Consider the following 14,497-nt stretch of genomic DNA (forward strand, 5'->3'; position numbering starts at 1 on the left):
CGAAGCGGAGGTGCCCACCATGACCATGCTCGCCCACGCGGACCCGCACGGCGACTCCCGCCGTCCGGAGGAGCCCCGATTCGAGCGCAAGCTCCGGGATGAGATGGAGCGGCGCTGGCCGGCCGGTGCCGACGAGCTGAGCGCTCTGGGGCGCTACGCGTTGCTGCCGCCGGGGAAGCTGCTGCGCCCACTGCTGACCCTCGCCTGCGCCGAGGCCGTGGGCGGTGCACCTGACGACGTCGTGCCGGCGGCGCTCGCCCTGGAGTACCTGCACGTCGCGACGCTGGTGCACGATGACATCATCGACGCCGACGATGTCCGGCGATCGCGCCCGGCGCTGCACGTCGCGCACGGCGTGCCCGATGCCATCGTCACCGGTGACCACCTGATCTTCGCCGCGTTCGCGGCGATCGGCGAGTGCCGGCCGGCTGGGGTGACGGCCGAGGCCGGGACGGCCGCCGTCATGGCGCTGGCCACCGCGGGATCGGACCTGTGCCGGGGTCAGGTGCTGGAGGCTCGCCTGGTCGGGGATCCGGCGGCCGGCGTCGAGGCGTACCTGACGGTGGCCACGCTGAAGACCGGCGCGCTGTTCCGTGCGGCCTGCCGGATCGGGGCGCTGCTCGGCGGAGCGGACGCCGAGCAGGCCGAGCGGCTCGGGGAGTACGGCGAGCTGCTCGGTATCGCCTTCCAGATCCGCGACGACGTGCTCGCGTGCACGCTCGGCCCCGAGGCCACGGGCAAGCCCTCGACCAGCGACTTGGCGAACGGCCGGCCGACCCTGCCGGTGCTGCTCGCCTACGAGGCCGGCGATCGGGCCACCCGCCGCCGGCTCGCGGCCGCGCTGGCCCGGCGTTCGGCCGGTCCGGGCGAGCTCGCGGAGTTCCGTGCGATGCTCGTCGCCACCGGCGGGCTGGACCTGGCCCGGGCGCGCGCCACCGGTTACGGGGAGCAGGCGCTCGCACGGTTGAGCACGCTCGAGGCGTCGGCGAGCCGGGACCTGCTGGCGTCGGCCGCCACGTGGGCGGCGGGTGTCGGCCAGTGACGGTCACGGTCGGCGGGCGGCTCCGGACCGCCGTGCTCGCCCACGTTCAGACCTGGCGCCCGTACACCGTGTGGTACGTCGGGCTGCTCGGGCTGGCCGGCGCGGGTCTCGCCGGCGAGCGCCGGCTGCTCTGGCTGGTCGTCGCGTGGGCCATACCCACGTTGGGCTGGCTCGGCGGGCACTATCTCAGCGACTGGTTCGACCGGGACCTCGACGCCGTCAGCAAGCCGCACCGACCGATCCCGTCCGGCCGCCTCGCCGCGCGAACGGCGCTCGGGTGGGGTACCACAGCGATGCTCGCCGTCGCGGTGCTGGCCGTCATCAGCGGATGGCCGACCGCGGTCGTGGCCGCGTGCGCGGTCGTCGCCGTCGTCGCCTACGGGCTCTTCCTCAAGGCGGTCGGGCTGGGGGGCAACCTCGTCCGCGGCCTGCTCGGGGCGCTCACGCTGCTCTTCGGCGCCGCCGTCGTCCCGATGTTCGACCGGCGGGTCCTGGTGTTCGCGCTCGCGTTCTGGCTGCACGACTGCGCGTCGAACCTGGTCGGCACCCTGCGCGACGTAGCGGGTGACGCCGCCGGCGGATATCGGACGCTCCCGGTGCGGCACGGGACCCCGACCGCGGTGTGGACCGCGGTCGCGTTCTACGCCGCGGCCATCGTCGCGGCCGTCATCGGTGCGGTCGCCTTCGGTGGCGGTGCAGGGCCGGGACATCTGGTGCCGCTGGCCGCCGTCGCGGTCGTCGGCGTGGTCGCACTCGCACCGCTGGTGCCCAGGCGCAGAGCCCTCCCGGTGCGGGTCGCCCTGCGCGCCCACGAGGTGCTGGTCCTGGAACGGCTGGGGCTGGCCGCCACCGTCGTCGGGCTCGGTCTCGGGGTGGCTACCGCCGTGGCGCTGCTCGTCCCGATGGCCGCGCTGACCTGGTGGACCCAGCGCCGGATGCGGACGTGGTACGAGCTGGGCCCGGCCGAAAGGCCCGCGGAGAGGATGGCCGATGCCTGACGTGCGGTTCGAGCCGGTGCGCGAGGACCACCCCGGACAGCGCCTCGAACGCGTTCGGAGCGCCATCGCCGCTGGCGCCGAGGAGCTGTTCCGCCGGCAGCGAGCCGACGGGGCGTTCGGTGACGACCCGCCCGCCTCGGTACTGGGCACCGCGGGCGCGATCACCGCACTGCGGGCCGCGGACCCGTCCGGCTCGGCCGAGCTGGTCGCGACCGGTGCGGCGTGGCTGCGCGGTGTCCAGCACGACGACGGCGGCTGGGGTGGCGTCGTCGGTGCCGGCAGCGAGGCGGTGGCGACCTCGGTCGCGGTGGCCGCTCTGCAGATCGTCGCGCCGGACACGAGCGCCGCCGCGATCGAGGCCGGACGAGCCGCTCTGGCCGCGCTCGGCGGGGTCGAGGCGGTGACCGACCCGGCGGTCGCGCACCTGTGCGCGCAGTTCCAGGTGCTCGCCGGGTTCGCACCGGCGGGAGGCCTGCGCCGCCTTCCGCTCGAGGTGGTACTGGCCGATTCGGTGCGCCGGCGGCGGATCTCCTTCCGGACCGCACCGTTCGTCGGGCTGGCCCTGATGCAGGCCACGATCGACCCGCCCGGCCCGGTGCGCAGGCTGACCAACCGGGCGGCCGTGCCCGCCGCGCTGCGCCTGCTCGCCGCGGTGCACGACCACGAGCGCCGCAGCGGCGCGTTCAGCGAGGACCCATGGCCGGCCGCGCTGGTGTGTCTCGGCCTCGCGCACGCCGGGCTGGCCCCGGACATCGTCACGGCGATCGTCGGTTTCCTGCGCCGGTCGGTGCGGGAGGACGGATCCTGGGACGCCGTGTCCAACCTGGACCTGACCCGTTCGGCGTTCGCGTCGACCGGGCTGATCGCCGCCGGATACGGCGCTGACCCGCGGCTGGCCCGCACCCGTGACTTCTTCCACCGCACCCGGCAGCAGGACGCCTTCACGGTCCTGGACTGTCCCGCCGGCGGGTGGAGCTTCTCCGACGCGCACGGCTGGCCGGTCACGCTGGAGTCCGCGGAGATCCTGACCGCGCTGGCCGGCTTCCCGGACCGTGACCGCGACGCGGTGCTGCGCAGCGGGCTCGAGTGGCTGATCGGTCGCCAGGACACCCGGGGCTCGTGGAGCCTGTGGGTCCGTGACACCAAGCTGTCCAACGACGGTCCCTGCCCGGCCATCACCAGCCAGGGCATCGTCGCGCTGCTCGAGTCCGGCCGGGCGGCCGACGACGCTCCGGTGCGGGCGGCGCTTGACTGGCTGGAGACCCGGCAGGCGCCCGACGGCACGTTCGAGAATCTGTGGTACCGCGACCACACCTCGGGTACGGCGATGGTGCTCGGGGCGTTCGCCATGGCCGGTCGCGGCGGCGGCCGCGTGGCGGCGGCCGCCGTCCGCTGGCTGTTGTCCACCCAGTGCGCGGACGGCTCCTGGGGTGCGGGCGATGGTTCGGCGGGCACCGTGGAGGAGACCGCGTGGACGCTGCCGGCCCTGCTCGCCGCCGGCGTCCCCGCCGAATCCACCCCGATCCGGCGGGGCGTCGACTGGCTGCTGGACGCCCAGCGTCCGAACGGCGACTGGCCGGCGAGCCGTGTCTGCGCCTACATCCGCCATCACATGTACTACCCGAACGGCGCGATCACCCGCGGTCTTGCGTTGCGCGCCCTCGCCGCGGCGGCAGGGGGCCAGGCGTGACCTCAGTACTGCTCGCGTGCGTTGACCCGCGACGGCCAGTACCGCTGGCCGGGTGCCGGACGGTAGGTGGGCCAACGGGCGGGATCGCCCTGCGGCTCGTCCTCGAAGACCGTGACCCGCTGGCCGACCCTGCGTTCGTGGTAGTCGTTGAGCGCATAGTGCTGGGTGACGCGATTGTCCCAGACCGCGATATCGCCGATACGCCATTGGTGGCGGCACGTCAGTTCCGGACGCTCGGCGAAGGCGAAGAGGTATTCGAGCAGTGCGTCGCTCTCGCCGCGGCTCAGTTGCGGGATATGCGAGGTGAACAATCTGTTGACATACAATGCCTTGCGTCCGGTCTCCGGGTGGATGCGGACCACCGGGTGCTCGGCCCGCCTGGTGGTTTCGTTGCCGGGTTGGCTGTGGACCGCGCTCAGCCCGTCGAGCAGTTCGCGGATCGGCGCGGACAGCTGCTCGTAGGCCAGGTACTGGTTGCTCCACATGGTGTCGCCGCCCCGGCTGGGCACGCGGACGAGACGGAGCACCGAGGCCAGCGGCGGATGCTGGTTGTAGGTGATGTCGGTGTGCCAGACGTCGACCTTGCCGCCGTGCTCGGAGTCGATGACGACGATCTTCGGGTGCCCGTCGAGCCGTTGCAGATGGGAGTGCGGCTCGACGCGGCCGAGGCGATCACCGAAGGCGATGTGTGCCTCCGGGGAGATGTGTTCCTGGCCGGAGATGAAGATCACGAGATGATCGAGCAGCGCCTGCTTGATCTCGTGGAACACCTCGTCGGTGAGATGCTCGAGGTCGACTCCGCCGACCGTGGCGCCGAGGGCGCCGGCGCTGGGTTCGACGACGATCTTCGGGGCGGCAGAAGCATGCATGGCGCGCGTTCCGTCCTCGGTTGTGGCGTGGGTCGGGTTGGTCAACATCAATACCTTGCACGCTGCCCCGGCCGCAAGGAGGAGCATTCTGTGCGCAGTTTCGCGCATTGCGGAAGGGGAGACCTGTGGATGTGACCGGGGACGTGCCGGCCGTGGACCTTTCGATGAACGAGTCCCCGTTCCCGCCGATTCCTGCCGTGCTCGCCGCGGTGCGGTCCGCCGCGTCCCGGCTGCAGCGCTATCCCGACTTCCGGTCGGCCGAGCTCGTCGCGGCGCTGGCGAAGCATCTCGACGTGCCGGACGGGCAGCTGGTCCTCGGGCCCGGGTCCGCCGGGCTCACGCAGCTGGTGATCCAGGCGCTCGATCCCGGTCGCACGGAGATCGTGCACCCGGCGCTGTCGTTCGAGGGCTACCCGCTGATGGCGGCCAACCTGCGCAACCGGTCGGTACCGGTACCGCTGGACGGTCTCGCCCACGACCTGGACGCGATGGCCGCGGCGGTCACGGAGCGGACCCGATGCGTGCTGCTGTGCAACCCGAACAACCCGACCGGCGCCGCGCTCACCCATGCCGAGATCACCGACTTCCTGGCCAGGATCCCCGCCGAGGTCGTCGTGATCATCGACGAGGCCTACCGGGAGTACGTAACCGCCGAGGATTACGCCGACGGCCTGGCCCTGCACCGTACGCACGAGAACGTCTGCGTCGTGCGCACCTTCTCCAAGGCCTACGGGTTGGCCGCGTTGCGGGTGGGGTACGCCGTGGTCCCGGCCCGGATCGCCGGGCCGGCCCGGATGGCGGGCGTGCTGTTCTACCCCGGCGGGCTCGCGCAGGTCGCGGCGCTCGCCTGTCTCGAGCCCGAGGCGATCGACCAGTACGCCCGCCGTTGCGCGGAACTTGTCGGCGTCCGCGACCAGCTGGCCGCCAAGCTCGTCGCGGCCGGCCTCCCGGTCGCACCGAGCGAGACCAACTTCCTCTGGCTCCCGCTCGGCGCCGACAGCGCCCGCTTCGCGCGCAGCTGCGAGGCTGCCGGGATTCTCGTCCGGGCGTTCCCCGAGGTCGGCGTGCGGGTCACGGTCGGCGACGAGGAGAGCAACGACCGGCTGCTCGCCGTGGCGGGGGCCAGATGAGGGTCCTCGTCGTCACCTGGGGCTGGCGCTCGCACCTCAACCACCTCGTTCCGCACGCCTGGGCGCTGCGCGCGGCGGGCCACGACGTGCGGGTCGCCTGCCCCGCCGACCTCACCGAGGCCGTCACCGGGGTCGGGCTGTCGGCCGTGCCGGTCGGGGAGCGGCTCGACTTCGCGACGGTGGCCACCGGCCAGATCGCCCGCATCCGCGACGAACCCGGCGACAGCGGCGGGCCGGAGCGCGGACCGGCGGGCGACTCGCTGCCCCGCTCGGTCACCGTCGGCGGTGTCGCCCACACCTACGCCGCGACCATGCTGCCCGACCTCGTCGCGTTCGGCCGTTGGTTCCGGCCCGACCTCGTGCTGCACGAGCAGAACAACCTCGGTGCCGCGGTGGCCGCCGCCGCGCTGGGCGCGCCCTCCGTGCGCGTGCTGTGGGGTCCGGACTTCGCCCTGCCGATGGACCGCGACGCCGTACTCGGTCCGCTCGCCGAGCCCTACGGCGTCGCGCCGTCGGAGGTCCCGCTGACCGGCACGCTCACCCTGGACCCGTGCCCGCCGCCGATGCAGGTGCCGCTCACCGGGCCGCACCGGCCGGTCCGGTTCGTGCCCTACAACGGCGTCGCGGTGCTGCCCCGATGGCTGCGCGGGCCCGCCGGCCGGCCGCGGGTCGCCCTCTCCCAGGGGACGCTGATGCCGCGGCTCGGGTTCGGCGCGTTCGACGTGCGCGCCACCGTTGCCGCGCTCGCCGACGTGGACGCCGAGTTCGTGCTGACCGTCGAGCCGGAACCGGGCCAGGTGTTGCCGTCGAACGTGCGTCCGGCGCCGGGACTCGCCCACCACCTGCTCCTGCCGACCTGCGCGGCGGTCGTGCACCAGGGCGGTGCCGGTACCACGATGACGGCCGTCGCGTGCGGGGTGCCGCAGCTCGTCCTGCCGCGCGTGGGCGATCAGCACTTCAACGCGGAGCGGGTCGTCGTCGCCGGGGCGGGCGCGGCGCTCCAGGCCGAGCGGGCCCGGCCCGACGCGATCAGGGACGCGGTGATCGGGCTGATCGGCGACGCTCGCTGGCAGGCGGCGGCCACGCAGCTGCGGCAACGCAACGACGCCCGTCCCGCGCCGGCCGAGGTCGTCGGGCACCTGACGCGCCTCGCCGGCACAGCACCGGTACGACGACTGGAGAGGGCCCATGATTGAACCAATTCCGTTCCCGCTGCCCGAACCGCCCTCGCTCTACCAGCCGCTCCCGCAGCTCGTCGAGCTGCAGCGCGACCGGCCGGTCGTGGAGATGCGGATGGCCGACGGCACGCCGGCGTGGCTCGTGTCGCGCTACGCCGACGTACACACGGTGCTCACCGACTACCGGCGGTTCAGCCGGGAGATCAACCAGGCCTCGCAGACTCCCGTCGCGGAGCTGGGCGGCCTGGAGACCGAGTCCCTGATGGGCATGGACCCCCCGAAGCACACAAGGATGCGCCGCCTCGTCGCGCACGCGTTCACCCCCCGCCGGGTGGAGCGGATCCGCCCCGCGGTCCGGGCGATGGTCGATGAGCTGCTCTCCCGCATGATGACGATGCCGCGTCCGGTGGATCTCGTCGAGAACTTCTCGACGCCGATCCCGATCTGGGTGATCAGCGAGCTGCTGGGGATCGCCGTGGAGGACCGCGGCAAGTGTAAAGAGTGGTCCGACATCATGGTCGGCGACTGGAACCGCGACCCCGCACGGACGAAGGCCGCGGTCGACGGGTTCGCCGGCCTGATCGACTCGCGTCGCTCGAAACCGGGTGACGACCTGATCAGCGAGCTGATCGTCGCCCAGGAGGTACACGGACACCTCACCGAGCGCGAGATGCTCATGGTGTGCATCGGCCTGCTCATCGGCGGCCACGAGACGACGACCAATCAGATCAACCTGTTCCTCATGGCGCTGATGCATTTCCGCGACCTCTGGGACAGGGTCGTCGCGAACCCGCAGGACATCCCGAAGACGGTGGAGGAGCTCTCCCGCTACATGCAGATCGGCGTCACGGGGGTGATGCTGCCCCGGGTCGCCAAGCAGGACGTGAAGCTCAGCGGGGTGACGATCCCGGCGGGCGGCGTAGTGCTGCTGGCCTTCATGGTGGCCAACCGCGACCCCGAGGTGTTCACCGACCCGCACCGGATGGACGTGGACCGGGCGACCAACCCGCACCTGGGCTTCGGCATCGGCATACATCACTGCATTGGCGTACACCTGGCCAGGATGGAGCTGCAAGAGTCGCTGGCCGGGATCGTGCGCTGGATGCCCGAGGTCCGGATGGCGATCCCCGAGTCGGAGGTCAAACTCGTCGAGGGCCTGGTGGTGCGCCAGGTCCAGGCGCTGCCGCTCACATGGTGACCCCGCGGGAGGAGCTGATCCGGCGCATCCTCAACTGGAGCCGGGCGCGCGACGACGTACGTGCGGTCGTGCTGTTCGGCTCGCTCGCCCAGCCGGATGCGCGCGTGGACGACATGTCCGACGTCGACATCGAGCTCACCTTTGCCGTCGTGACGCCCGAGCTACTCGCCGGGTCGTGGTGGCGGGACTTCGGCGTGGTGTGGACCGCGTACTCACTCGACCCGCTGCCGGTGTGGAGCCTCGTCTACGAGGGCGGGCTCACCGTCGACCTCAGCGTGGTCGATCCCAGCCGGATCGCCGGCATGGTGTCCGCCGGGAAGCTGAGCCGGGTGTGGGAGCGCGGCTACCGGGTGCTGCTGGACCGCGACGGCAGCACCCGCGGGCTGCCCGCGCCCAGCGGCGCGATGCCCGAACCGGGGCGGCTCACCCACGACGAATTCCGCAGGCTGGTCGACGGGTTCTGGGTCGAGGTGCTGCGGGTGCCGAAGTACATCGCCCGCGGCGAACTTTGGGCGGTGAAGTCCCGGGACTGGACGGCGAAGACCCGACTGCTGCGCATGCTGGAATGGCACGCGATCGTGCTCGGCGGGCATCGCGTCGACGGCCACGGACTGGGGCGCGGCATGCCGGGCTGGCTGCCTGCGGACCTGTGGCACGCCGTTCACGGCGTGTTCGGCCGGTTCGACGCAGCCGACGCCCTGCACGCGTACCAGGCCTCGGTCGAGGTCTTCGCCCGCGCCGCGGGTGACGTGGCCGCGGCGCTCGGGTTCAGCTACCCCACGGACCGCGACCGACTGCTCCGCGATTTCGCCGAGGACCTGATCCGGAAGGTCGACGCCGACGCGGTCACGGCAGGAACTGGCGCGTCATGATGGGCGGGAGGGCCGTCGTCATCGGTGGCAGCCTGGCGGGCATGGCCGCGGCGCGCGCACTCGCCGACCACTTCGGCAGCGTCGTCGTCATCGAGCGCGACGAGCTCGTCGACGACACTGAACCCCGCCGGGGCGTGCCCCAGGGCGGACACGGGCACGTGCTGCTGGTCGCCGGGCAGCGGGCCCTGGACGCGCTGTTCCCCGGCCTCATGGCCGAGCTGGTCGCGGGGGGCGCGGTCGAGTTCGATCCCGGCATGGGCCTGTCCTTCTCCCGCTTCGGCGCGATCTGGCCGCGGGTCCATACCGAGCTGCGGCTCGTGACGGCGAGCAGGCCCATGCTCGAACGCGCCGTCCGGCGCCGGGTGCAGGCGCTCGCCGGCGTCGAGGTACGCACTGGGGTCGCCGTGTCCGCCCTCGTCGGCGACGGTGAGCGGATCACCGGCGTCCGGCTCGACGACGACACGGTGCTGGACGCCGACGTGGTGGTCGACTGCAGCGGCCGCGGCGGCCGATCCCAGCAGTGGCTGCGGGATCTGGGCCACCCGGAGCCACGCGTCACCGAGATGAAGATCGGCGTCGGCTATGCGACCCGGCTGTACCGTCGCAAGCCCACCGACCTCGGCGACGCGCAGGCCGCGTTCGCCCTGCCTGATCCGCCCACCGAGCTGCGCGCCGGGCTGGCCCTGCCCATCGAGGGCGATCGGTGGGTCGTGTCGCTGGGCGGCTGGCACAACGCCTTCCCGCGCGACGAGGCGGCGTTCGCCGCGCACGCCGCATCCCTGCCGCATCCGGGCCTCGCGGGCATCGTGGCGGACGGCGAGGTCCTCAGCGACCTCACCCTGTGCACGCTCCCCGTCAGCAGGCGCCGCCATTTCGAGGAGCTGCGCGGAGTCCCGGCGGGTTATCTCGCGCTCGGTGACGCCGTGTGCAGCTTCAACCCGATCTACGGCCAGGGGATGACCTGCGCGGCCGTCGAGGCGGTCGAGCTGGGCGGCCTGCTGGAGCGCCACTCCGCGGTGACGGCGGCGCTGAGTCTCGAGTACCACCGGCGGGCGGCTCGGATCGTGGCGACGCCGTGGCGGTTCGCCTCCGGTGGCGACTTCGCCTACCCGCAGACCGAGGGCGCCCGGCCACGCGGGGTCGCACTGCTCAACGCCTACGCCCGGCGGGTACAGCTCGCATCCATGGTGAACCCGGACGTCCGGCGGGTGTTCACCTCGGTCCAGCACCTGATCATGGACCCGGCCGCGCTGACCGCCCCGGCGATGGTGGCGAGGGTCCTGCGCTCCGGACGCCGCGCCGCCCGGCGTGACCGGGTCGGCGCGGCGCCCCCGGTGGGTGGCGGGGGAGGAGGAGCACGGTGACGGCCGACGAGCGCCTTCGGGACTATCCCTTTGAGCCGTTCCGGGGGAGGCTGCCGGACGAGGTGCTCCGCATGGTGGTGACCGAGCCGGTCAGCCGCGTGCGGCTCCCCGACGGCAGGCCCTGCTGGCTGGTGCTCGGCTACGAGCCGGTGTGCACGGTGCTGGCCGACCCGCGGTTCGCCCGCTACGGCAACGGACCGTCCGGGACCGCCGCCGCATGCCCACACGGCGATCGTGGACCACGCACGCTGCGCAGCGACGGACCGGACCACGCGTCGCTGCGCAGGGCGGCCTCGCGCGCGTTCGGTCCACGGGCCGTGGAGGGCCACCGCCCGCGGGTGCAGGAGATCACCGACCGGCTGCTCGACACGATGGCCGCGCAGGGGAGGGCGGCCGACCTGATGACGGCGCTGGTGAAGCCCCTGCCCGTGCTGGTGATCTGCGAGATGCTCGGCGTGCCCGCCGCGGACGAGACCCGCTTCGCCGCATGGGCGTCGGCGATCCTGTCCGTGACGGCGTTCGACTCCCGTGCCGGCCGGGACGCACAGGCGGCACTGGACGGGTACTTCGCCGATCTGGTGAGCGCGAGACGCGCCGCCCCCGGCGGTGACCTCGTCTCGACGTGGCTCGCGACCCAGGCCGAGACCGGGCTCACCGACCCGGAGATCGCCGACCTCGCCGTCACGGTGCTGCGCGGCGGAAGGGAGATCAACTCGATCGCCGCCGGGCTCCGCACCCTGTTCGAGCACCCTGACCAGCTGGCAGCACTTCGCGCGGACCCGACGCGGCTGCCGACCGCGGTCGAGGAGATGCTGCGCTACTCGGTGCACAGCAACATGTTCCGGGTGCAGACGGCGATCGAGGACGTCGAGCTGGCCGGTGTCCGGATCAGCGCCGGGGACTCCGTGATGGCGCTGCCCGCGGCGGCGAACCGGGATCCGCGCCATTTCGCCGATCCCGACGTGTTCGACATCGGCCGCACGCCCAACCCGCACCTGTCACAGGGACACGGCGCGCACTTCTGCCTCGGCGGAGCGCTCGGGCGGATGCAGATCGAGGTGGCGATCGGGAGCCTGCTGCGCAGATTCCCCGAGCTGGCGCCCGCAGTACCGGTCACGGACATCGCGTGGCGCAACGAGCGGTTCAACGCCGGGATGGAGGAGTTCCCGGTCACGTGGTGACAGCGTCGGGGCTCAGCGCCGCATCTCGCGTGATGAGCAACGGCGGGTGTTCATCGGATTCCTTCCGTGGATACCCCGGCCTTCAGGTCGGGGAGGAAACGGAACCCCTGCGGAGCAGGGCAGAGATAGCCGATTCGCCGCCAGGGCGGATCGGCGTCCACCGGCGTGTCACCGCAAGGCTCACAAATAGAACGGCCAAGATGTGTGGCATGTCCAGGACGGTGAAGCGGGCGTTCAAGTACCGCTGCTACCCGACCGGCGCGCAGGCCGCTGAGCTGGCGCGGACGTTCGGGTGTGTCCGGAAGGTCTACAACCTGGCCCTCGCGGCGCGCACCGAGGCGTGGACGCTGCGGCGGGAGCGGGTCGGCTACAACGCGACCTCGGCGATGCTGACCGCGTGGAAGCAGACCGAGGAGCTGGCGTTCCTCAACGACGTCTCGTCCGTGCCGTTGCAGCAGGCGTTGCGGCACCTGCAGGCTGGGTTTGCGAACTTTTTCGCCGGCCGCGCCCGGTACCCGAGCTTCAAGTCGAAGAAGAAGTCTCGGCGGTCGGCGGAGTACACGACCAGCGCGTTCCGGTTCCGTGACGGCAGGCTCACGTTGGCGAAGATGGCCGGGCCGCTGGACATCGTGTGGTCCCGGCCGCTGCCGGAGGGGGCGGCGCCGTCGACGGTGACCGTGTCGCAGGACGCGGCCGGGCGCTGGTTCGTGTCCCTGCTCTGCCAGGACGTGATCCCCGACGCCCCGGCAGCGGCTGCTGCGGTCGGGGTCGATGCCGGGCTGGACAGCCTGCTCACCCTCTCCACCGGGGAGAAGATCCCCAACCTGCGGCACGAGCGCGCCGACCGGGCACGGCTGGCCCGCGCGCAGCGGAACCTGGCCCGCAAGGAGAAGGGTTCCGCGAATCGGGCGAAGGCCCGGGTCAAGGTCGCCCGCGTCCATGCCCGGATCGCCGACCGGCGTCGCGACCATCTGCACAAGCTGAGCACTCGGCTCGTTCGTGAAAATCAAACGATCGTGATCGAGGACCTGACCGTCCGCAACATGGTCCGCAACCACACCCTGGCCCGTGCCATCTCGGACGCGGCGTGGCGGCAGTTCCGGACCATGCTGGAGTACAAGGCCATCTGGTACGGCCGTGAGGTGATCGCGGTCGACCGCTGGTTCCCGTCCTCCAAACTGTGCTCGGCCTGCGGCGCGCTGGCCGAGCAGCTGCCGCTGCACGTGCGGTCGTGGATGTGCCGGTGTGGCACCGTCCACGATCGGGATGTGAACGCGGCGCGCAACATTTTGGCCGCCGGGCTGGCGGTGTCGGCCTGTGGAGCTGGTGTAAGACCTCAACGGGAGTCCTCCCGGACGCGGCGACCGGCGGTGAAGCAGGAAACCCCTGGGGCGACCCAGGCAATCCCCTCCCTCTAGGGAGGGGAGGATGTCAACCCTGCCGTGTCGTCAGGCGTAGACGACGAGGTCGGGCAGCATCGTGTGGATCTGGCCGCTGGCGTCGTCGAGGCCGAGATCGTCGAACACGAGCGCGAGGACGAGGTCGTCGGCGTTCCAGACGCACGCGGTCGTCGGGGCGGCGGGGTCCCCGACCGGGGAGCAGGCGGCGACGCCGCCGATGATGCCCGGGTCGGCTGGCTTCTGTGTGGGCGTGGTGGTGGTGTTGGCCAGTTGCATGGCCAGGCCCATGGCCAGGCTGGCGGCTTGGGAGTACTCCCGGCCATTGCCGTACTCGGTACTGCTGCCGCCCGCGAGGAGGGCGGTGTGCCCGGCCTGGTCGCGGTAGATGGCGCCGAACGTCTCCTTGAGGCCCTTGTCGGACAGACCTTTGGCCAGCATGTCGGTCTGGCCGGCGTCGTCCGCCTTGCGCCAGCCGCCGACGGTGTCCGATGCGGTGAACCGTAGGTGCTTCGGCCCGCCGTCGGCCGTTGCAGTCGGCGTGGCCCGCTCGGCGGCCGCCGGGGCCGTACCGCCGCGGGTGGCGAAGTACACCGCCGTCGCCGCACCGGCCAGAACCACCAGGCCGAGCGCCGCCCCGACGACGGCGATGATCAGCGCGGTCCGCCGCCTCGGGGGTGGTGGCGGGAAGGCGGCCGGGGATCCGGGCCATCCTGGATTGCCCGGGTACGCCGGGTGCCCGGGGAGCGGCTGATCCAACGCCTGCGCCGGGAAGGGACTGGTCATGCGGCACTCCTCAGGGCCGGTACCCGCAGCGCGGCGGACGCACCGGGAAGTAGGCTAGAGCATCTACGGCAAATATCAAGATCCAGAAATGCGGGTGCGACGCGCAACGTGGCTCGGTTTCTCGAGCACGTCAGCGGGTGCGCGGCTTGCCGAGATGAGCGCGCATCCGCATCGCCGGTCAAGCCTGAGGGTGACCGGTCGGAAGCTGGCTAAGGTGGCGCTCCACAACGGCAAGCGCGTCCTCGTGTGACAGCGCACCGATCAGCACCGGCAGTCGCAATCCGTCGAGCAGTGCGGCGAGCCGCCTTGCTTCGGCTGGTGCGTCGGTTGACCCCTCGACGTTCCGGAGCAATGTGCACAGCGTGTCAACGAAGCCGTCGAAGGCGGGCTTGAGGGCGGCGGCGAGTGCGGGTTCGACGGCCGCCCGGGATAGGAAGGCGATCGCCACCAGGACGTCGGATCGGCTGGGTTCGTCGTGGGGGAGGTACTCGGCGGCCACGGCCCGCAGTACCGCCGCGGGCTCACCGGTGGCCTCGCAGGCGAGCCGCCTACGGACCCGTTCGGTGAAGCGTTCGTGCACGCCCAGGCTCAGCCAGTGCTCCAGCGCGAACAGCAGCATCTCGTCCTTGGTGGCGAAGTAGTGCTGAACGGCGCCCATCGACACGCCGGCCTCGTGCGCTACTTCGCGCAGGGAGACGGCATCGAGGCCTTGTGTGCCGGCGATACGCAGCAGCGCCTCGACGATGTGCCGGCGGCGCTGGTCGTGGTCGACCTTGCGGGGCATGGGTAGAA

The 14,497-nt window shown here is 72.2% G+C and carries 13 protein-coding genes; 10 read left to right on the forward strand and 3 right to left on the reverse strand.

Features of this window, described 5'->3' with window-relative positions:
* Positions 1-19: 19 nt before the first annotated feature.
* The 3 genes from ACGFI8_RS37770 to ACGFI8_RS37780 are packed head-to-tail and all read left to right on the forward strand — an operon-like array spanning position 20 to position 3,730.
* Entirely contained in the window at positions 20-1,042 is a 1,023-nt protein-coding gene (locus tag ACGFI8_RS37770; protein ID WP_392812036.1) for a polyprenyl synthetase family protein, read from the forward strand.
* Positions 1,039-2,040 carry a UbiA family prenyltransferase gene (locus ACGFI8_RS37775; protein ID WP_392812038.1) on the forward strand — a complete coding sequence of 334 codons (1,002 nt, stop codon included), beginning with the start codon at positions 1,039-1,041 and terminating at the stop codon, positions 2,038-2,040. The genes ACGFI8_RS37770 and ACGFI8_RS37775 overlap by 4 nt, the downstream gene beginning before the upstream one ends.
* Positions 2,033-3,730, forward strand: a complete 1,698-nt coding sequence (locus ACGFI8_RS37780) for a prenyltransferase/squalene oxidase repeat-containing protein (protein WP_392812039.1) — start codon at positions 2,033-2,035, stop codon at positions 3,728-3,730. Before ACGFI8_RS37775 ends, ACGFI8_RS37780 begins: the two co-directional genes overlap by 8 nt.
* A 2-nt stretch (positions 3,731-3,732) precedes the next feature.
* Here ACGFI8_RS37780 and ACGFI8_RS37785 read toward each other — a convergent pair whose 3' ends face one another.
* Complete coding sequence (locus ACGFI8_RS37785) at positions 3,733-4,599, reverse strand: TauD/TfdA dioxygenase family protein (RefSeq protein WP_392812040.1); 867 nt, start codon at positions 4,597-4,599, stop codon at positions 3,733-3,735.
* 125 nt (positions 4,600-4,724) lie between these two features.
* On the opposite strand from ACGFI8_RS37785, the gene ACGFI8_RS37790 reads away from it, so the two are divergent.
* The 7 genes from ACGFI8_RS37790 to ACGFI8_RS37820 all read left to right on the forward strand — a co-directional run bounded on the left by ACGFI8_RS37790 (position 4,725) and on the right by ACGFI8_RS37820 (position 12,940).
* On the forward strand, positions 4,725-5,729 hold the full coding sequence (locus tag ACGFI8_RS37790) for an aminotransferase class I/II-fold pyridoxal phosphate-dependent enzyme (protein ID WP_392812042.1): 1,005 nt from the start codon (positions 4,725-4,727) through the stop codon (positions 5,727-5,729).
* Entirely contained in the window at positions 5,726-6,925 is a 1,200-nt protein-coding gene (locus tag ACGFI8_RS37795; RefSeq protein ID WP_392812044.1) for a nucleotide disphospho-sugar-binding domain-containing protein, read from the forward strand. The genes ACGFI8_RS37790 and ACGFI8_RS37795 overlap by 4 nt, the downstream gene beginning before the upstream one ends.
* Positions 6,918-8,105, forward strand: a complete 1,188-nt coding sequence (locus ACGFI8_RS37800; RefSeq protein WP_392812045.1) for a cytochrome P450 — start codon at positions 6,918-6,920, stop codon at positions 8,103-8,105. The genes ACGFI8_RS37795 and ACGFI8_RS37800 overlap by 8 nt, the downstream gene beginning before the upstream one ends.
* The gene (locus ACGFI8_RS37805; RefSeq protein WP_392812046.1) at positions 8,099-8,977 is read left to right on the forward strand and encodes an aminoglycoside 6-adenylyltransferase; all 879 of its coding nucleotides are present in this window, start codon (positions 8,099-8,101) and stop codon (positions 8,975-8,977) included. Before ACGFI8_RS37800 ends, ACGFI8_RS37805 begins: the two co-directional genes overlap by 7 nt.
* Positions 8,974-10,341 carry an FAD-dependent oxidoreductase gene (locus ACGFI8_RS37810; protein ID WP_392812047.1) on the forward strand — a complete coding sequence of 456 codons (1,368 nt, stop codon included), beginning with the start codon at positions 8,974-8,976 and terminating at the stop codon, positions 10,339-10,341. Before ACGFI8_RS37805 ends, ACGFI8_RS37810 begins: the two co-directional genes overlap by 4 nt.
* Positions 10,338-11,522, forward strand: a complete 1,185-nt coding sequence (locus ACGFI8_RS37815; RefSeq protein ID WP_392812049.1) for a cytochrome P450 — start codon at positions 10,338-10,340, stop codon at positions 11,520-11,522. The genes ACGFI8_RS37810 and ACGFI8_RS37815 overlap by 4 nt, the downstream gene beginning before the upstream one ends.
* A 209-nt stretch (positions 11,523-11,731) precedes the next feature.
* On the forward strand, positions 11,732-12,940 hold the full coding sequence (locus ACGFI8_RS37820; RefSeq protein WP_392812051.1) for an RNA-guided endonuclease InsQ/TnpB family protein: 1,209 nt from the start codon (positions 11,732-11,734) through the stop codon (positions 12,938-12,940).
* A 30-nt stretch (positions 12,941-12,970) separates the two neighbouring features.
* Here the strand turns inward: ACGFI8_RS37820 and ACGFI8_RS37825 are convergent, their stop codons facing one another.
* Both ACGFI8_RS37825 and ACGFI8_RS37830 read right to left on the reverse strand, forming a co-directional pair.
* On the reverse strand, positions 12,971-13,705 hold the full coding sequence (locus ACGFI8_RS37825; protein ID WP_392812052.1) for a hypothetical protein: 735 nt from the start codon (positions 13,703-13,705) through the stop codon (positions 12,971-12,973).
* A 178-nt stretch (positions 13,706-13,883) separates the two neighbouring features.
* On the reverse strand, positions 13,884-14,489 hold the full coding sequence (locus ACGFI8_RS37830; RefSeq protein WP_392812053.1) for a TetR/AcrR family transcriptional regulator: 606 nt from the start codon (positions 14,487-14,489) through the stop codon (positions 13,884-13,886).
* Positions 14,490-14,497 lie beyond the last annotated feature (8 nt).

Source organism: Dactylosporangium sp. NPDC048998, assembly GCF_043197855.1.
Taxonomy (GTDB): Bacteria; Actinomycetota; Actinomycetes; order Mycobacteriales; family Micromonosporaceae; genus Dactylosporangium.

What these genes read in the sequence shown, in the direction of transcription:
- ACGFI8_RS37780 (WP_392812039.1), top strand. Translation starts at nt 2,033, where the DNA reads ATGCCTGACGTGCGGTTCGAGCCGGTGCGCGAGGACCACCCCGGACAG.
- ACGFI8_RS37825 (WP_392812052.1), bottom strand. Translation starts at nt 13,705, where the DNA reads ATGACCAGTCCCTTCCCGGCGCAGGCGTTGGATCAGCCGCTCCCCGGG.
- ACGFI8_RS37805 (WP_392812046.1), top strand. Translation starts at nt 8,099, where the DNA reads ATGGTGACCCCGCGGGAGGAGCTGATCCGGCGCATCCTCAACTGGAGC.
- ACGFI8_RS37770 (WP_392812036.1), top strand. Translation starts at nt 20, where the DNA reads ATGACCATGCTCGCCCACGCGGACCCGCACGGCGACTCCCGCCGTCCG.
- ACGFI8_RS37810 (WP_392812047.1), top strand. Translation starts at nt 8,974, where the DNA reads ATGATGGGCGGGAGGGCCGTCGTCATCGGTGGCAGCCTGGCGGGCATG.
- ACGFI8_RS37820 (WP_392812051.1), top strand. Translation starts at nt 11,732, where the DNA reads ATGTCCAGGACGGTGAAGCGGGCGTTCAAGTACCGCTGCTACCCGACC.
- ACGFI8_RS37800 (WP_392812045.1), top strand. Translation starts at nt 6,918, where the DNA reads ATGATTGAACCAATTCCGTTCCCGCTGCCCGAACCGCCCTCGCTCTAC.
- ACGFI8_RS37830 (WP_392812053.1), bottom strand. Translation starts at nt 14,489, where the DNA reads ATGCCCCGCAAGGTCGACCACGACCAGCGCCGCCGGCACATCGTCGAG.
- ACGFI8_RS37785 (WP_392812040.1), bottom strand. Translation starts at nt 4,599, where the DNA reads ATGCATGCTTCTGCCGCCCCGAAGATCGTCGTCGAACCCAGCGCCGGC.
- ACGFI8_RS37795 (WP_392812044.1), top strand. Translation starts at nt 5,726, where the DNA reads ATGAGGGTCCTCGTCGTCACCTGGGGCTGGCGCTCGCACCTCAACCAC.